The sequence below is a fragment of the Mycolicibacterium aubagnense genome, assembly GCF_010730955.1.
Lineage (GTDB): Bacteria > Actinomycetota > Actinomycetes > Mycobacteriales > Mycobacteriaceae > Mycobacterium > Mycobacterium aubagnense.
This window is the reverse complement of record NZ_AP022577.1, coordinates 2947285-2966430: the sequence shown is the minus strand read 5'-3', so window position 1 is coordinate 2966430 and position 19146 is coordinate 2947285. Positions and strand designations below refer to the sequence as shown.

Genomic DNA, 19146 nt, shown 5'->3' with positions numbered 1-19146 from the left:
CCGTGGCTCTCTACCGCAAGTACCGACCGGCCAGTTTCGCTGAGGTAGTCGGGCAGGAGCATGTCACCGAGCCGCTGTGCAACGCGCTGGAATCAGGCCGGATCAACCACGCCTACCTGTTCTCCGGGCCGCGGGGCTGCGGTAAGACGTCGTCGGCGCGCATCCTGGCCCGGTCACTGAACTGCGAGCAGGGCCCGACGGCCAACCCGTGCGGGGTGTGCCATTCGTGTGTGGCGCTCGCTCCCAACGGGCCGGGCAACATCGACGTCGTCGAGCTCGACGCGGCCAGCCACGGTGGTGTCGACGACACCCGTGAACTCCGGGACCGCGCGTTCTACGCACCGGCGCAGTCGCGCTACCGCATCTTCATCATCGACGAAGCGCACATGGTGACCAACGCGGGTTTCAACGCGCTGCTGAAGATCGTCGAGGAGCCGCCGGAGCACCTGATCTTCGTGTTCGCCACCACGGAGCCGGAGAAGGTGCTGCCGACCATCCGGTCGCGCACGCACCACTACCCGTTCCGGTTGCTGCCGCCGAAGACCATGCGCGGGCTACTGGAGAAAATCTGCGCCCAGGAGGACGTCGGCGTCGACGACGCGGTGTACCCGTTGGTCATCCGGGCCGGCGGCGGCTCGCCCCGTGACACCTTGTCGGTGCTCGACCAGCTGCTGGCCGGCGCCGAGCAGAACCGCGTGGTCTACCAGCGGGCGCTGTCGCTGCTGGGAGCGACGGACCTCGCGCTGATCGACCGCGCGGTCGACGCGCTGGCCGCGGGCGACGGTGCGGCGCTCTTCGGCGCTGTCGAGGCGGTGATCGACGCCGGGCACGACCCGCGCCGCTTCGGCACCGACCTGCTGGAGCGCTTCCGGGATCTGATTGTGCTGCAAGTGGTTCCGGACGCCGCGGCCCGCGGAGTGGTCGACGCGCCGGACGACGTCATGGAACGCATGCGGGACCAGGCCGCTCAGATCGGCACTGCGACGCTCACTCGCTACGCCGAGGTGATGCATGCCGGGCTGGGGGAGATGCGCGGCGCGACGGCACCCCGGCTGCTGCTCGAAGTGGTGTGCGCCCGGCTGCTGTTGCCGTCGGCCAGCGACACCGAAGCGGCTCTGCTGCAACGCATCGAGCGGATCGAGACGCGGATGAACGTCTCGATCCCGGCGTCTGAGGGTGGGGTCGCCGCCGCACCGCGTCCCGCTCCGGTGGCCGCGCCGGCCCCGGTGGCGACTGCTGCCGCCGAGTCGTACCCGGAGGCCCCATCGGCTCTTGCCGCCCCATCGGCTCAAGCGGGCAGTCGGCAGTTCATGCGGAGAAGCCAAGCACCACAGTCGGTTTCGTCATCAGAACCGGAACCGGCGCCGGCGCCCCCGGTGGCAAGGCCCGAGCCGCGTCCGGCCCCCGAACCCGCGCCGGTTCAACGTGAAACATCGCCTGAACCCGTCGCTCCGCCGGCTCCCGAGCCGGCAGCTCCGGCGCCGGCGGCACCGGCCGCGGCGACGCCCGGTGAGCCCGACGCAGCCGCGGTACGCGCCATGTGGACGACGGTGCGTGAGAAGGTCCGTGCCCGCAGTCGCTCGCTGGAAGCCATGCTGATGGAGGCGACGGTGCGCGGCATCGAGGCCGACACCCTGGTGTTGGCGCACCCGGCCCCGCCGTTGGCGAAACGGCTCAGCGAACAGCACAACGCAGACGTCATCCGCGAGGCGCTCAAGGACGCGCTCGGGGTGAACTGGCGGGTGCGGTGCGATGCCGGTGCGGCGCCCGCGGGTGCGGCCGGTGCCCCGCCGGCGGCGTCGGCGCCACGATCCGACGCGCCGACGCCCGAGCAGCAGGCCGCCGTGGAGCGCGCCGAAGAAGAGGACATGCTGGCCGACGCCGCCAACGACCGCGGTACGGACGTGCCACGGCGCGATCCCGAAGAAGTGGCGCTGGAACTGCTCAAGAGTGAGCTGGGCGCCCGTCCCATCGGGGAGTAGTCAGGGCGTCCACCACGGCCGCAGCGGCAGCCCGCCATCGGCGCCGTGCTCGTCCAGCTTGACCGCCAGAACCTGGTGCAGCTGAACCACATTGGTCTCGAAGCCCACCCGGGAGCCGGCCATGTACATGCCCCAGACCTTGGCCGTGGCCAGGCCGACCTCGGCCACCGCGTCGTCCCAGTTCCGGACCAGATTGGCGCACCAGTCGCGCAGCGTCAGGGCGTAGTGCTGGCGCAGGTTCTCCTCGTGCAGGACCTCCAGCCCGGCGTCTTGGGCCGTGGCGATGATGCGGCCCGAGCCGGTCAGTTCCCCGTCGGGGAAGACGTAGCGGTCGATGAATCCGCCGACGTTCCCGGGATGGTTGTGCGGCCGGGTGATGCAGTGGTTGAGCAGCAACCCGCCGGGCCGGAGCCGGTCGCGCAGGAACCGGAAGTACGCGGGGTAGTTGGCGACGCCGATGTGCTCGGTCAGGCCGATGGAGGACACCGCGTCGAAGTTCCCCGCCCGGACGTCGCGGTAATCGCCGTGGACGACGCGGGCGTGGTCGGCCAGGCCCTCGTCGGCGATGGCGCGCTGGGCCCAGTCGGCCTGCTCAGCGGACAGTGTCACGCCGGTGGCCTGGACACCGTGCCGAGCGGCGTACCGGACCATGCCACCCCAGCCGCAGCCGACGTCGAGCAGCCGGTCGCCGGGCTGCAGCCGCAGCTTGTCGAACACCAGCCGGTACTTGTTCTCCTGGGCTTCCTCGAGCGTGGCGTCGGGGCGCGGGTAGCAGGCGCAGGTGTAGGTCATCGACGGGCCGAGCACCCGCTCGTAGAACGTGTTGGACACGTCGTAGTGATGGTGGATGGCCTCGGCGTCCCGGATTCGGCTGTGCCGCAGCCCTTCCGCGATCCGGCGCCATTTCGGCAGGGCCTCCTGCGGTGGTGGCGCGATCGGCAGCAGGTGCTCGATTCCGATGGACCGGACGATGTTCGCCAGCACCCGGATCGGCGGACGTTTGAACTGCACCTTGTCGCCCAGGGCTTTGATCAGCTCGTACGGGTCGCCCGGATGCACGCCGAGCGCCGCGAGATCGCCCGCGATGTAGGCGCGCGCCAGGCCCAGGTCCCCGGGTGCGGTCGCCAGGTAGGTGGTGCCGCGCGGAGTGAGCAGGTTCAGTCCCAGTTCGGCGTCCTCGGGGCCCGTCGAACTGCCGTCGTACGCCTCGAATTTCAGGGGCAGCCTTCCGCTTGAGAAGCTCTCCAGGACCTCAGCCAGAGTCAGCTTGCCGTCGGTCGTACTGTGGTCGTCAGTTGTCGTCATTGCCCTTGTACCGCCTTCTCATAGAGACCTAGTAGCCGCGATTCGGGGTCGTAAACGTCCTTGACCTTCCGGTACTCCGCGCCGCCGTAACGCCTGTCGAAATCCTCGGGCGAATAGAACGATTCGGAGTACAGGGATTTGTGGCCGCCGCAGTCGTCGACCTTGCTCTCGATCAACCGGTTCGTCTCCCCGGCCTCCCGGCCGGCCGGTACCGATGACCAGAACCCGACGTTGACGTAGTTGCAGTGGGGCTGGATCGGATACAGCGGCCACCCGGTGTCACCGCGTAACCGCAACGGGCACAACCAGATCGGGGTGATGGGCACCCGCTCGAGAAACCACTCGAGAAAGTCGACGACGCGCTCGACCGGCACCTCGACGTCCTGCACCACCCGCTCGCGCAGGGGCTGCTCCGGGGCAAAGATGCTGCGCCGCTCGATCCGGTCGGCGATGTGGAAGCGCTGGTCCAGGCCGACCAGCTTCCAGTACACGCTGCTGCGCCGGTACCGCCGGGGCCACAACCGCCGGACGAGCGGACGCTGCGCGCCGAAGGCCTCGGAACACCAGAACCAGTCGGTGTCCCAGCGCCAGAGATAGTCCTGGGTGGTCAGCCGGTCTTGCTGTTCGCCGGAGTCGTGCCGGATGGACCGGTAGAAGATGCGCTGTCCGGTGTAATCGCTGACCGGACCGTCCGTCCCGGTCTTCATTCCCAGACACAGGTAGCTCTCATCGGGGCCGAAGACGACGCCGTCGAGATAGTCGACGCGGACGCCGTCATGGCCGCCGGTGTCGAGGATCCGCTGCAGCTCGCCGACCAGATCGGTGAGCCGGTGGAAGCGCAGGTGTCTCAGCTTGACGAACGGTCGCACGGGTTCCAGCTCGATCCGTAGCCGCACCGAATAGCCCAGCGTGCCATAGGAATTCGGGAAGGCGTAGAACAGGTCGGAATGGGTGTGCGGGGACGCCCGGATCAGTTCGCCGGCTCCGGTGAGGATGTCCAGTTCCAGCACGGACTCGTGCGGCAGGCCGTTGCGGAAGGACGTCGACTCGATGCCCAGCCCGGTGACGGCGCCCCCGAGGGTGATGGTCTTGAGTTGCGGAACGACCATCGGCGCCAAGCCGAACGGCAGCGTCGCCGCCACCAGCGTCTCGTAGGTGCACATGCCCTGGACGTCGGCGGTACGGGACTCGGTGTCGACGGCGAGGACACCATCAAGCCCGGAGACGTCCAGACCCTTGGTCTTGGTGCGTGACCGGGCGCGGAACAGGTTCGATGTCGGTTTCGCCAGTCGCACCGTCGCACCCTGCGGGATGGCGCGGTAGCTGTCCACGAGTCGCTGCACGGCCGCCTCGTGGGCGGTCGTCGCGTCGGTCGCGACAGCGGTCACACATATACGCTAGACCGAGACCGCGGTCCTCGCGACCGCACCAGTGAAGCCACGAACAGGAGTTTTGCCTGATGGGACAGGTCAGTGCGTCCAGCACCGTGTTGATTCTCGCCGAGCCGGAGAAGGTGCTCGAGGCGGTCGCCGACTACCAGACCGTGCGCCCGAAGATCCTCTCGTCGAACTACAGCGGCTACCAGGTGCTCGAAGGCGGACAGGGTGCCGGCACCGTCGCGACGTGGAAACTGCAGGCCACCAAGAAGCGCTCGCGTGAGGTCAAGGCCACGGTCGACGTCGCAGGCAAGAGCGTCATCGAGAAGGACGCCAACTCGTCGATGGTGACCACCTGGACCGTTGCCCCGGCCGGCACCGGTTCGACCGTCACCGTCAAGACCGCGTGGCAGGGTGCCGGTGGCATCGGCGGCTTCTTCGAGAAGACCTTCGCGCCGCTGGGTCTGCGCAAGATTCAGGACGAGGTGCTGGGCAACCTTAAGAAGGTTGTCGAGGGCTAACTGCCCGACGGCGCGCCCGTCGCCCGGCGATGGCGCCGGGCGACTAGGCTGGCGCGCACACCCGATCATCGAAACCCGAGGGGATCCTCATGCAACCCGGTGGCCAGCCCGATATGTCCGCGCTGCTCGCTCAGGCGCAGCAGATGCAGCAGCAGCTCATGGCTGCGCAGGAGTCCCTGGCCAGCTCGTCGGTGGTCGGTCAGGCCGGCGGTGGGCTGGTCAAGGTCACCATGATGGGCAGCGGCGAGATCACCGCGCTGACCATCGACCCCAAGGTCGTCGACCCGAATGACATCGAGACGCTGCAGGACCTCGTCGTGGGTGCCCTGAGCGACGCCTCCGAGCAGGTGACCTTGATGGCGCAGCAGCGCCTCGGCCCGCTGGCCGGCGGCATGCAGGGCACGGGCCTGCCCGGGTTCTGATGTGTTTGAAGGACCAGTACAGGATTTGATCGACGAGCTCGGCAAGCTGCCGGGTATCGGGCCGAAGAGTGCCCAGCGCATCGCGTTCCACCTGTTGTCGGTGGAGCCGCCGGACATCGACCGGCTGACCGCGGTGCTGAACCGGGTGCGCGACGGCGTCAAGTTCTGTGCGGTGTGCGGCAATGTGTCCGACGACGACCGGTGCCGCATCTGCAGCGACCCGCGCCGCGACGGCTCGCTGGTGTGTGTGGTCGAGGAGCCCAAAGACGTCCAGGCGGTGGAGCGCACGCGCGAATTCCGCGGGCGCTACCACGTCCTGGGTGGGGCGCTCGATCCGCTGTCCGGCGTCGGGCCGGAGCAATTGCGAATTCGTGAGCTGCTCAACAGGATTGGGCAGCGGGTCGACGGCGTGGACATCGTCGAGGTGATCATCGCGACCGACCCCAACACCGAGGGCGAGGCCACTGCCACGTACCTGGTGCGCATGCTGCGGGACATCCCGGGGCTGACGGTGACGCGCATCGCGTCGGGTCTGCCGATGGGTGGCGACCTGGAATTCGCCGATGAGCTGACGCTGGGCCGGGCCCTCGCCGGCCGCCGTGCCATGGTCTGATTCGCGGCTCGCCGCGGTGGTCTGATTCGCGGCTCGCCGCGGTGGTCTGATTCGCGGCTCGGCCGCGGTGGTCTGACTCTGCGCTGCGTCGAAACCACATCCCGTCCGGCGGTTATTCGCACTTTTTGCGCTCGGGCCCCGTTTTCGGCGGTACAGCTAACTATCAGAAATGGTGGACGGTGGGTTTGCCCTGCGAAGTCGGTACGGCCGTTGGCATCGGGCAAAGAATGTCGCGAAAGTCGTTACGGCATCGGGGATTTCGGATGGGTTGCTCGATCGCGGCGCGCCGGGGTTGGTTTATTGACGCCCGTTTGCGGACATAGTGTGGGCATGTAGCATTCGCCCACGGGACGGGCGGAAATCGCCACGCCCAATTATCTTGAGCGTCAATTCTTTTGGGAGCACTATGAGCACCAACCCGTTCGATGACGACAATGGTTCTTTCTTCGTGCTGATCAACGACGAAGAGCAGCACAGCCTGTGGCCGACGTTTGCTGACGTTCCGGCGGGCTGGCGGGTCGTCTTTGGCGAGGCGGACCGTGCCTCGTGCCTGGAGTACATCGAGCGGGAATGGACGGACATCCGGCCGAAGAGCTTGCGGGACCGACTGGCGGTGGGGCAGCGGCTCTGATCGCTCGGTGATTCAGGGGTAGTTCGGCATTTCTGGTTTCGGGATGGATCTCGGCGATTCGTCGTTGCCTGTCACGCGTGGGCAGTTGGATATCTGGCTTGCGCAGGAAACGGGTCAATCGGCTGCGGAATGGCAGCTCGGCATCTTCGTAAAAATTGACGGCCCGGTTGATTTCGAGCTCTTCGAGCAATCCATCCGCCGCGTCGTCGGCGAAGCCGATCCGGTGCTCGCGACCTTCTCGGAGTCCGACGGCCAGGTGCGCCAGCGCCTGCTCGATGTCGCCGACATCGAAGTGGCCTTTCACGATCTGGCCCGTGCCGACCTGACGCGCGCAGACGAGCTGATGACCGAGGCGCGTGCAGCGGCCTCGGCGCTGCAGCGCACCCCCATGCCGCTCGACGGTCCGCTGCTGCGCTTCGCGTACTTCCGCGCCGGGCCAGACGAGTCCTATTTCTTCGCCTGCTGCCACCACATCGTTGCCGACGGCATCGGGCTGGCGTTGGTCTTGCAGCGGATCGCCGCGGTTTACTCGGAAGCTGTTGCGGGTCTGGCGATTCAGCCGTCCTACTTCAGTTCCCTGCAAGACCTGCTCGACTGCGAAGAAGCCTACGAAGCCTCCGCGGACTACGCCGAGGACGAGGCGTACTGGACGGCGAATCTGCCGGCGGAAACCACCCGCGAGCTCGAGTCGGATGACGCCGCGGGCGCCGTCGATGGCTCGTCGGAGCCGATCCAGTTGGACCCCGCGTTGTTGGCGCAGGTTGAACGACTGTGTGAGGCCTGGGACGTGCGCCGGTCGACGGTGCTCATCGCGGCGTGCGCGCTGGTCCTGCGGAGCCGGGCGGCGGTGGGACACGAGGTGGTGCTCGACCTGCCGGTGACCCGTCGCGTCCTGCAGGTGTCGAAGACGTTGCCCGGCATGGTCGCTGGGGTGGTGCCGCTGGTGCTGCAGGTTTCCCCCGATGTCACCGTCGCCGAGTTCTGCGCGCATGTGCACACCCGCACCCGAGAAGCGGTGCGTCATCAGCGATTTCCGGTACAGGCCCTGGAACGCAAGCGCCATGGGCCGGGCGCCGACCGGATCGTCGTCGACTTTCTCCCCTCGGGGTTCACCGTGCCGCTGGGTGAGGCCACGGCGGCGGCGCAGCTGATCTCGGGTCTCGGGCGCGGCTCCGGACTGGCGTTCTCCGGCACGGGCGACGAGCTGTCGGTCACGACGTTCGGCACCCGCCGGCTCGACGTCGTCCAGCTGGCGGACCAGCTGGACCGCGTCCTGACCGCGATGACGGCAGATCCGGCACAGCGCCTGTCCGCCTTGCCGCTGCTCGGTTCTCCGGCGCAGGACCGGCTGGCGGAGTTCGGAAACTGGGCGGCGCTCGATATCGACACCGCCGCGCCGGTGTCGATCCCGGCGCTGTTCGCCGATCAGGTGGCCCGCGTACCGGCGGCGGTGGCGCTCAGCGGCGACGGCCGGACATTGACCTACCAGGAGCTGGACCGCGCATCGAACCGCATGGCGCAGCTCCTTGCCGACCGCGGTGCGGGGCCGGGCCGGCGCGTGGCGGTGATGCTCCCGCGGTCGACCGAGGCCATCGTGACGATCCTGGGCGTGCTCAAGACCGGCGCGGCCTACCTGCCGATCGACCCGGCGTTGCCGGCGTCCCGGATCGCCTTCATGCTGGGCGATTCCGCGCCGTTCGCGGCCGTCACCAGCACTGCGCTGGCCGACCGGTTCGACGGGTTCGACGGTGTCGTCATCGACGTGCGCGAGCGCGACGCATTCGACGGGCCCGCCGACTGGCCGGCCGCGGCCGGGCCCGAACCCGACGATGTCGCCTACGTCATCTACACCTCGGGTACCACCGGGACGCCGAAAGGCGTTGCGATTGCCCACCAGAACCTCACGCAGCTGATCGCTTCGCAGGATGCCGGCCTGCCGGCCGAGCAGGCCTGGTCGCATTGGCATTCGTATGCCTTCGATTTCTCGGTGTGGGAGATTTTCTCCGCGCTGCTCCGTGGCGGCCGACTGGTGGTGGTTCCTGAGTCGGTGTCCGCTGACCCGGCCGAGTTCCACGACTTCCTCATCGCGGAGAGAGTCACCGTCCTGACCCAAACCCCCTCTGCCATCGGGATGTTGGACATGGCGGGCCTGGAGTCCTGTGCGCTGGTGATGGGCGGCGAGGCATGCCCGGCCGAGGTGGTCGAGCAGTGGGCGCCCCGCGCACGTGAGGAGCAAAACGGCTCTGCGCGGACGATGGTCAACGCCTACGGCCCGACCGAGACCACGATCTACGCGGCGATCAGCGCTCCGCTGACGGCCGGCGGTGGTGCGGCCCCGATCGGAGCTCCGCCGAGCGGCGCGGCACTGTTCGTGCTGGACGGCTGGATGCAGCCGGTGCAGCCCGGGGTGGTCGGGGAACTGTATGTGGCCGGTGCCGGCGTGGGCGTCGGATATCTGCACCGGACCGCATTGACCGGATCCCGTTTTGTGCCATGCCCGTTCGGTAAGCCGGGCGAGCGCATGTACCGCACCGGCGATCTGGTGTATTGGGGCGACGACGGACAGCTGCGGTACGTGGGCCGCGCCGATGCTCAGGTCAAGATTCGTGGCTACCGCATCGAATTGGGCGAAGTACAAACAGCTTTGGCGGCCCTCGATGGCGTCGTGCAGGCCGCGGCGATTGTCCGGGAGGATCGTCCCGGCGACAAGCGCCTCGTCGGCTACGTCACCGGTACCGTCGATCCGGTCGAAGCGCGGGTCGCCCTCGCGGATCGTCTGCCGGCGTATCTCGTCCCGTCCGTGATCGTGGTGCTGCCCGAACTGCCGCTGACCACCAGCGGCAAGCTCGATACCCGCAGCCTGCCGGCGCCCGAATACAGCGGTGACGACTACCGCGCGCCGGACAACCCGGTCGAGGAGATCCTGGCCGCCATCTACGCCGAAATCCTCGGCCTGGACTCGGCGGCCGTCAGCGTCGATGACTCGTTCTTCGAGTTGGGCGGCGACAGCATTCTCGCGATGCAGGTGGCGGCGCGCGCTCGCGCCGCCGGTCTGGCGTGCCGCCCGCGCGACGTGTTCGTCGAGCAGACGGTGGCGCGGCTGGCGCAGACCGTGACCGTGACCGACGACGCGGATGACGTGGTCGACGAGGGCGTCGGTGCGGTGCAGGCGACCCCGATCATGCGGTGGCTCTCGAGTGTTGCCGCGATCGAGGGCGCCGTCGCCGAGTTCAACCAGACCCTCGTGCTGCAGGCGCCGCAGGGTGCCACCGAGGCCGACGCGGTGATGTTGTTGCAGGCCTTGATGAATCGGCACGCGATGCTGCGGCTGCGGGTCGACGCCGATGGCGCACTGGAGGTACCCGAAACCGGGTCCGTCGCGGCCCGGGAATGCGTGGCCGCCGTCGACGAACTGACCGAAGCCGCGGTGGCCGCGGCGCGGGGCCGGCTGAACCCGAGCGCCGGGGTGATGGTCAGCGGTTTGTGGGTCGACACCGCCGGACAGCTGGTCCTCATGGTCCACCACCTCGCGGTCGACGGGGTGTCGTGGCGAATCCTGTTGGAAGACCTCAATATCGCGTGGGCTCAGCACCGCGCCGGCCAACCCGTCGAGCTGACCACGACAGGCACGTCGTTCCAGCGGTGGGCCGCGCTGCTCAGCGAACATGCACAGCATCCGGATGTGCTGGCGCAGGCGACGGCCTGGCATCAGGTGACATCGGCACCCGCGGCGCTGCCGGTCGCGGATCCAGATGTGGACACCTATGCCACCGCGGGCCGGCTGTCGGTCACGCTGGACGCCGACCACACCCGCGCGCTGCTCGGCGAGGTACCGGCGGCATTTCACGCCGGCGTGCAGGACATCCTGCTGGTCGGGTTCGCGCTGGCGGTCGCGGAATTCCTGGGCACCGCCGGAACACCCGTCGGCATCGACGTCGAAAGCCACGGGCGCGACGAAGATCTGGCCGACGATATCGACCTGTCGCGGACCGTGGGCTGGTTCACCGCCAAATACCCTGTGGCGCTGACGTTGGGCGAGTTGTCGTGGACGCAGATCGTCGAAGGTGACGAGGCGCTGGGCGCCGTTGTCAAGGCGGCCAAGGAGCAGCTCCGCGCGCAGCCGCCAGGTCTGACGTACGGGTTGCTGCGGTACCTGGCCGCTGCAGACACGTCCGCCGACCTGGGTTCCGCCGACCCGACCATCGGGTTCAACTACCTTGGCCGCCTGGGCTTCCCGCACATCGCCGGGGTCGAAGAGCTGTGGCGGCTGGGCCGGGACGAACTGTCTCTGGATGGCGCCGCGGCGCCCCTGCCCCTGTTCCACACCGTCGAACTCAACGCCGGCACCGTCGACACCGACGCCGGACCGCAACTGCAGGCCGACTGGACGTGGGCGACGTCCGTGCTCGACGAAGCCCAGCTGAACCGGTTGAGCCGGTTGTGGTTCGAGGCACTGGCCGGCATCTGCGCACACGTACGGGCCGGTGGCGGCGGCCTGACACCATCGGATATCGCGCCCGCACGGCTGGGGCAGCACCAGATCGATCAGTTGCAGCAGCAGTACCGGGTCGCCGACATCCTGCCGCTGACACCATTGCAGCAGGGGCTGTTGTTCCACAGCAGCACGGCGCATGAGCGTGCCGACGTCGCGGCCGAGATGTACTCGGTGCAACTGGATTTCACGCTCGCCGGCGCCCTCGATCCGCAGCGACTGCGAGATGCGGTGCACAGCACTGTCAATCGGCACCCGCACCTGGCTGCCGTCTTCTGCCAGCAATTCGACGAGCCGGTGCAGGTGATTCAGGCCGAGCCGGAAATCGCCTGGCGATTCCTCGATTTCAGCGCGACGGGCGTACTGGACGAGGACGAGATTCAGCGGCTGTGCGCCGCGGAACGTATTGCCGTCGGCGACCTTGCCGGTGAGCCGCCGTTCCGGGCGCTGCTGATCCGGATCGCGCACGACCAGCACCGCTTCGTGCTGACCAATCACCACATCGTGCTCGACGGTTGGTCGCTGCCGATCCTGTTGCGCGAGATCTTCGCCGGGTATGGCGGGCACCGGTTGCCGCCCGCGGCGTCGTACCGGAAGTTCATCACCTGGCTCGCCGATCGCGACCTCGACGCGGCGCGCGCGGCGTGGGGTGAGGTGCTCGCGGACTTCGATACACCGACGCTGGTGGGGCCGCAGGACCGGCTGCAGGACCGGTTGGGCCGCGGACACCGCGGCTTCGCGTCGTTCCAGGTTTCGGCAGAGACCACGCGCGCCCTCGGCGAGCTCGCGCGCTCATGCCAGACCACCGTCAGCACCGTGTTGCAGGGCGCGTGGGCCGTGCTGTTGGCGTCGATGACAGGCAAGCATGACGTCGCCTTCGGTACCGCGCGCTCCCGGCTCGGCCAGCTCGATGTGGGCGACACCGAATCGATGGTCGGTCTGCTGATCAACACCGTGCCGGTGCGGGCCAACCTCGCCGCGGGCACGACCGTCACCGGCCTGCTCGACCAGCTGCAGGCCGCGCACAACGACACGCTCGATCATCAGCACTTGGCGCTGGGCGAGATTCACCGCGTCGCAGGCCACGACCAGCTCTTCGACACACTATTCGTCTACGAGAACTATCCGGTCGAAGCAGGAATGTCGGTCGGTGGTGAAGATGGTGCCGAACTCACGATTTCGGCTTTCGCGAACCGCGAGTTCAACCACTATCCGCTGACCGTCGAGGCATTCCCGGGCGACGAGCTCGGCCTGCACATCGAATACGACACCGAGGTGTTCACCGAGGCCGGCATCCAGTCGCTGATCGGCCGACTGAGCCGGCTGTTGGCGGCGATGACCGCGGACCCGTCGCGGAAGTTGTTGTCCATCAACTTGCTTGATGCGGCGGAACGGAACGAGCTACAGCGGTGGTCCGGTGCCGGGACATGCGCGCCGGTCGGGCTCGGGCCAGAACTGCTGGCCGCTGCCGTCGCGGTCGACCCGAATGCGATCGCTGTGGTCGACGGCGCGCGGGTCATGTCCTACCGCGAGCTCGACGAGGCGTCGAATCGATTGGCGCGCTTGCTGATCGAGGGCGGAGTCGGACCCGAACGCGCGGTGGGCGTGGCGATGGACCGGTGCGCCGAACTGGTGGTGGCGTGGTGGGCCGTGCTCAAGGCGGGCGGCGTGTACGTGCCGGTGGATCGCACCCATCCCGTCGAACGTATTGCCACGGTGCTGGATTCGGTGGCCGCCACGTGCGTGCTCACCCGCGATGTCGACCAGATCGGCGGCGCGGGGTCCCGCCCGGTGTTCCGGGCAGACGTCGACTTGTCGGGATACCGCGCCGACCCGATCACCGACGCCGAGCGCACGCTGCCGCTGACGGTGGGCAACACCGCCTACGTCATCTTCACCTCGGGTTCGACGGGTGAGCCCAAGGGCGTCGCGGTCAGCCACGCGGGGCTGCTGGGGGCGGCTGCGGCACAACGTGTTTCGTATGACTTGGTCGCCGACTCGCGCGTGCTGATGGTCGCCGCTCCGACCTTCGATGCGTCTCTTTTCGAGATGCTGATGGCGACCGGTGCGGCGGCCGCACTCGTGGTGGCACCGCGGGACGTGTACGCGGGCGAGGCGCTCGCCGACCTGATGCAGCGGCAGCGGGTCAGCGCGACCCTGCTGACCCCGACGGTCGTGGCCTCACTGGACCGGGACCGGCTCGACGGACTGACCACCCTGATCACCGGCGGTGAGGCCTGCCCTGACGAACTGGTGCACGCCTGGGCGCCCGGCCGCAGCATGTTCAATGCCTACGGCCCCAGCGAGTCCACCATCTGGGCCACCGGTACGCCGTTGACACCAGGGCAGCAGGTGAATATCGGCAGGCCCATCGTGGGCACTCGGACCCTGGTGCTGGACGCGCAGCTCAACCCTGTGCCGGTGGGCGTGACAGGCGAGTTGTACCTGGCCGGTCCCGCGGTCGCGCTCGGCTATGTGGGCCGGCCGACCCTGAGCGCCGAACGCTTCGTCGCCAATCCGCATGGCGGGCCGGATGATTCCGGCAGCCGCATGTACCGCACCGGCGACCTGGCACGCTGGAACAGCGACGGCACGCTGGACTACCTGGGCCGGGCCGACACCCAGATCAAGCTGCGCGGTCAGCGCATCGAGCTGGGCGAGATCGAAAGCGCGCTGCTGGCCTGCCCGCAGGTCAGCCAGGCCGCGGCCACGGTGCACCAAGGCACCGGCGGCGCCCAGCTGGTCGGTTACATCACCTTCGAGCACGCCACCGACGGCAAGCGTGACACCGCGCATGACGCGGAGATCGTCGGGGAGTGGCAGGACATCTACGACGAGCTGTACGCCGCCGACGACGCGGAAGGTGAAGCGCCCGAGTTCGGTTCGGACTTCCGGGGCTGGAACAGCAGCTACACCGGTGAGCCGATTCCGCTGGCCGAGATGGAGCAATGGCGGGGCGCCACGGTCGACCGCATCATGGAGCTGCGTCCCCGGCGGGTGCTGGAGATCGGTGCCGGCTCCGGTCTGATCCTGTCCCAGATCGCGCCGCACTGCGAGCAATATGTCGCAACCGACGTGTCGTCGGCTGCGGTCGACAAGCTGGCGCGTTCGCTGCAGCAGTTGCAGATTCCGTGGCGCGACCGGGTCGAGTTCATGGCGCGGGCGGCGCACGTCACCGACGGGCTGCCGCGTGGCCACTTCGACACCATCATCGTGAACTCGGTGGTCCAGTACTTTCCCAACGCGGCGTACCTGACCGAGGTCATCGACAACGCGGTGGAGCTGCTGGCGCCCGGCGGCACGCTGTTCCTCGGCGACATCCGAAATCACACGCTGCAGCACGCCTTCCAGACCGCCATCGTGCTGGGCCGCAGTGCCGGCGAGGCGACCTCCGGTGCCGATGCCGCGGTGATCCGTCAGCGTGTCGAACATGCCGTGCTCGGTGAAGCCGAACTGCTGCTGGCGCCGGAATTCTTCACGACCTGGGCAGAGCGCCGGGAATCGGCTGTCGGACTTGGCGTTCGAATCAAGCGCGGTACCGCGGACAACGAGCTCAACCGCTACCGGTACGACGTCACCATTCACAAGGCGCCCGTGGCGGGCCGCTCGGTCGCCGACGTCCCCTCCTGGACGTGGGACGAGTGCGCCGACCTCACCGGCTTGCAGCGCCGGTTGACCGACCTGCAGCCGGAGGCAATCCGGATCACCGACATTCCCCGCACCGGCGTGAGCATCGACGTCCGGCTGGAAGCGGAGCTCGCCGGAGCGGCGCGCGATTCCGAAACAGCCGAGGCCACAACGGAAGAACTCCATCGCATCGGTGAAGATGCGGGATACCAGGTCGCGGTGACGTGGGGCGCGGTGCGCGGTAGCGTCGACGCCGTCTTCGTCAGGCCTGGCGACGACGATTCGGCTGCGGTGCCGATGACGGACCTCTACCGGCCGCACGCGCACACCGGCGTGCACGCCAACGAGCCGCACAGCAGCACGAAGATCAGCGCGGTGCGGAACCGGCTGAGCGCGTGGCTGCCCGACTACATGGTCCCGCAGCACATCGTGGTGCTCGACGAGATGCCGCTGACCACGTCGGGCAAGCTCGATCGCAAGTCGCTGCCGGCGCCGGAGTACTCCGACGCCGACGGCTACCGGGCGCCGGCCGGGGTCGTGGAGGAGATTCTCGCGGACATCTACGCCCAGGTACTGGGTGTGCAGCGGGTCGGTGTCGACGACTCGTTCTTCGATCTGGGCGGCGACTCGTTGTCGGCGATGCGTCTGATCAGTGCGGTGAATTCGAGCTTGGCGGTGGACCTTTCGGTGCGCGCGCTCTTCGAGGCGCCCACGGTCGCGCAGCTGGCGCCCCGGATCGGCGGGGACGCCACGCGGCTGGCTCCGCTGGTGGCCGGGCAGCGGCCCGAGGTGCTGCCGCTGTCCTTCGCCCAGAACCGGTTGTGGTTCTTCGACCAGTTGCAGGGCCCCTCGGCCATCTACAACCTGGCCGTGGCACTGCGGCTGCGCGGGCGCATCGATACCGACGCGCTCGGCCGCGCCTTGGCCGATGTGGTGGCCCGCCACGAAAGTCTGCGGACTTTGTTCGTGGCGCCGGAGGGCGCGCCCGAGCAGGTGATCATCCCCGCGGACCGAGCAAACATCGGCTGGGAGACCGTCGACGCCGCCGGCTGGACGGCGCGCCGCCTGGACGATGCCGTGGGCGCGGCTGCGCGGCACACCTTCGATCTGTCGACGCAGATTCCGTTTCACGCCAAGCTGTTCCGCGTCAGCGACGACAACCACATCCTGGTCGTGGTGGTGCACCACATCGCTGCCGACGGCTCGTCGGTCACCCCGCTCGTGCGTGACCTCGGCCTGGCCTATGCCAGCCGGTGCGCCGGGCGGGCCCCGGAATGGGCGCCGCTGCCGGTGCAGTACGTCGACTACACGCTGTGGCAGCGTGCACAATTCGGCGAACTCGATGATGCCGACGGCCCCATTGCGGCACAGCTGGACTTCTGGCAGGAGACCCTCGCCGGACTGCCTGAGCGCCTCGACCTGCCGACCGACCGGCCGTACCCGCCGACGGCCGACCACCATGGCGCCCGGGTGACCGTACAGTGGCCGGTCGCTCTGCAGCAGCAGATCCGCCGCGTCGCCCGTGAGCACAACTCGACCAGCTTCATGGTGATCCAGGCGGCGTTCGCCGCTCTGCTGGCGCGGATCGGCTCGACTTCTGATGTGGCGGTGGGCTTTCCGATCGCGGGCCGGCGCGACCCGGCGCTCGACGATCTGGTCGGGTTCTTCGTCAACACCCTCGTTCTCCGGGTCGACCTGGGCGAGTTCCCGGGCGGTGACCCCACGTTCGTCGACCTCCTCGCGCAGGTACGCCGGCGGAGCCTGGCCGCGTACGAGCACCAGGACGTGCCGTTCGAGATGCTCGTCGAGCGGCTGAATCCCACCCGCAGCCTGACCCACCATCCGGTGGTCCAGGTGCTGCTGGGCTGGCAGAACTTCTCCTGGCAGGCCGGGGACGCGGCCGGACTGGCCCTCGGAGATCTGCAGGTGACCCCGCTGACGGTGGACACCCAGACCGCCCGGATGGACCTGGCGTTCTCGCTGGGCGAGCGGTGGGACACAGACGGGGAGCCTGACGGACTCGACGTGATGGTGGAGTTCCGCACCGACATCTTCGACGCCGAGAGCATCCAGGCGCTCGTCGGCCGGTTCGAGCGAATGGTGTCCGCGTTCAGCGCCGATCCGGAGCAGCGGCTGTCGTCGGTCGATCTGCTCGACGAGATCGAGCAGGCCCGGCTGGACCGCTGGGGGAACCGCGAGGTGCTGGGCCGGCCGTCAGCGGTGACGACCGTGCCGGAGGTGTTCACCGCCCAAGCTGCCCGCACCCCGGATGCGGTCGCGGTGGTCTGCGGCGACCGGTCCCTGACATACCGGGAACTCGACGAGTCGTCGAATCGATTGGCGAACCTGCTCACAGAGCAGGGTGCCGCGCCCGGACAGATTGTCGCGCTGCTGTTTTCGCGCTCGGCCGAAGCGATCGTGGCGATCCTCGCCGTGCTGAAGTCCGGCGCGGCATATCTGCCGTTCGATCCGGCACTGCCCGCGGCACGTATCGAGTTCATGCTCGGCGACGCCGCGCCGATTGCCGTCGTGACCACCGGTGACCTGGCGGACCGCTTCGATGGATTCGGCGGCGCGGTCATCGACGTGGCCGATCCGCGGGTCGCGACGCGGCCGAGCACCCCGCCGCCAGGACCCGCGCCCGACGATATGGCGCACCTGATCTACACCTCGGGCACCACCGGCGTGCCGAAAGGCGTTGCGGTCACGCAGTACAACGTCGTCCAGCTGTTCCAGGGCCTGGAGATCGGGATCGACCTGTCACCGGCCGCCGGGGCGAGCGGAGCGACGGGAGATGTGCAGGTGTGGACGCAGTTCCACTCCTACGCTTTCGACTTCTCGGTGTGGGAGATCTGGGGCGCGCTGCTGCACGGCGGGCGACTGGTGGTGGTTCCCGACGCGGTGGCCCGTTCCGCCGACGACTTCCACGACCTGCTGGTGCGCGAGCAGGTCACCGTGCTCACCCAAACCCCCTCGGCGGCAGCGGTGTTGTCCACCGAGGGGCTGGATGCAGCCGCTCTGGTCATCGGCGCCGAGGCCTGCCCGCCCGAGATGGTCGACCGCTGGGCGCCGGGCCGCACGATGGTCAACGTCTATGGCCCGACCGAGACGACCATGTGGCTGTGCAAGAGCCTGCCGCTGACCGCGGGCTCTGGTGCGCCTCCCATCGGCTCGCCCACGGCGGGCGCCGCATTCTTCGTCCTCGATGAGTCGCTGCGTCCCGTTCCGCCAGGGGTGGTCGGCGAGCTGTATCTCGCCGGGCGCGGCGTCGGCATCGGCTACTGGCGCCGGTCCGGCCTGACCGCAACGCGGTTCATGGCCTGCCCGTTCGGGGCGCCGGGCACCCGCATGTACCGCACCGGTGACCTGGTGTCGTGGCGGCCCGACGGGCAGCTGGACTACTTCGGGCGCGCCGACGAGCAGGTCAAGGTGCGCGGCTACCGCATCGAATTGGGCGATGTCCGTTCGGCATTGGCCGAGCTGCCCGGCGTGGAACATGCGGCGGTGATCGCCCGCGAGGACCGGCCCGGCGACAAGCGACTGGTCGGCTACATCGTCGGCGCGGTGGACCCGGCCGAGGCGCGCACGGCGCTGGCGCACCGGTTGCCGGGCTACATGGTCCCGGCCGCCGTCATCGCGGTGCCGGCACTGCCCGTCACCGTCAACGGCAAGCTGGACACGCGTGCACTGCCCGCCCCGGACTATCAGGATGCTGCGCGGTACCGCGCCCCGTCGGGAGCGGTCGAAGAGACCCTGACGGCTATTTTCGCGGAGCTCCTCGGGCTCGAGTCGGCGACTGTGGGCGTTGATGATTCCTTCTTCGACCTCGGTGGAGATTCGTTGTCCACCATGAGGTTGATCGCCGGGATCAACGCGGCGCTCGATGTCGAGTTGCCGGTGCGCACCGTCTTCGAGGCGCCCACCGTGGCTCAGCTCGCAGCACGGATCGGCGATGGCGCGACGCGGCGTGAGGCACTGGTGGCCATCCCGGCCGACGAGCGGCCCGACCCCATCCCGCTGTCGTATGCCCAGAACCGGCTGTGGTTCGTCGACCAATTGCAGGGTGCGTCAGCGCTTTACAACATGCCGGTGATGCTGCGCCTGCAGGGCCGGCTCGACGCCGAGGCGCTGTGCGCGGCACTGGCCGACGTGGTCGGCCGGCACGAGAGCCTGCGCA

General features: G+C 68.6%; 8 protein-coding genes (1 of these 8 only partly in view). 6 read left to right on the top strand and 2 right to left on the bottom strand.

Going from position 1 to position 19146, the window contains the following annotated elements; genetic code table 11:
• Window positions 1-2: 2 nt before the first annotated feature.
• A complete protein-coding gene (locus tag G6N59_RS14465) occupies window positions 3-1982 on the top strand; it encodes a DNA polymerase III subunits gamma/tau (protein ID WP_138232951.1) in 1980 nt (659 codons plus the stop codon).
• Here the strand turns inward: G6N59_RS14465 and G6N59_RS14460 are convergent, their stop codons facing one another.
• Both G6N59_RS14460 and G6N59_RS14455 read right to left on the bottom strand, forming a co-directional pair.
• Window positions 1983-3287, bottom strand: coding sequence for a class I SAM-dependent methyltransferase (locus G6N59_RS14460; protein ID WP_138232950.1), 1305 nt, complete (start codon window positions 3285-3287; stop codon window positions 1983-1985).
• Entirely contained in the window at window positions 3284-4675 is a 1392-nt protein-coding gene (locus G6N59_RS14455; RefSeq protein ID WP_138232949.1) for an FAD-binding oxidoreductase, read from the bottom strand. Before G6N59_RS14455 ends, G6N59_RS14460 begins: the two co-directional genes overlap by 4 nt.
• A 71-nt stretch (window positions 4676-4746) precedes the next feature.
• Between G6N59_RS14455 and G6N59_RS14450 the strand changes: the two genes are divergently transcribed.
• The 5 genes from G6N59_RS14450 to G6N59_RS14430 all read left to right on the top strand — a co-directional run.
• Window positions 4747-5184 (top strand): SRPBCC family protein, encoded by a 438-nt coding sequence (locus tag G6N59_RS14450; protein ID WP_138232948.1) that lies wholly within the window; start codon window positions 4747-4749, stop codon window positions 5182-5184.
• Window positions 5185-5273: 89 nt separating this feature from the next.
• On the top strand, window positions 5274-5606 hold the full coding sequence (locus G6N59_RS14445) for a YbaB/EbfC family nucleoid-associated protein (protein WP_138232947.1): 333 nt from the start codon (window positions 5274-5276) through the stop codon (window positions 5604-5606).
• Window position 5607: 1 nt separating this feature from the next.
• Window positions 5608-6219, top strand: coding sequence for a recombination mediator RecR (gene recR / locus G6N59_RS14440; RefSeq protein ID WP_029105128.1), 612 nt, complete (start codon window positions 5608-5610; stop codon window positions 6217-6219).
• 406 nt (window positions 6220-6625) lie between these two features.
• Complete coding sequence (locus G6N59_RS14435) at window positions 6626-6850, top strand: MbtH family protein (RefSeq protein ID WP_071286520.1); 225 nt, start codon at window positions 6626-6628, stop codon at window positions 6848-6850.
• Window positions 6851-6893: 43 nt separating this feature from the next.
• Window positions 6894-19146: the beginning of a non-ribosomal peptide synthase/polyketide synthase gene (locus G6N59_RS14430; RefSeq protein WP_138232946.1), read on the top strand. Its footprint extends 19025 nt past the window's final position; 12253 of the gene's 31278 nt are visible here — the first part of the coding sequence; its start codon is at window positions 6894-6896; its stop codon lies beyond the right edge, outside the window.

What these genes read in the sequence shown, in the direction of transcription:
- G6N59_RS14460 (WP_138232950.1), bottom strand. Translation starts at nt 3,287, where the DNA reads ATGACGACAACTGACGACCACAGTACGACCGACGGCAAGCTGACTCTG.
- G6N59_RS14450 (WP_138232948.1), top strand. Translation starts at nt 4,747, where the DNA reads ATGGGACAGGTCAGTGCGTCCAGCACCGTGTTGATTCTCGCCGAGCCG.
- G6N59_RS14445 (WP_138232947.1), top strand. Translation starts at nt 5,274, where the DNA reads ATGCAACCCGGTGGCCAGCCCGATATGTCCGCGCTGCTCGCTCAGGCG.
- G6N59_RS14435 (WP_071286520.1), top strand. Translation starts at nt 6,626, where the DNA reads ATGAGCACCAACCCGTTCGATGACGACAATGGTTCTTTCTTCGTGCTG.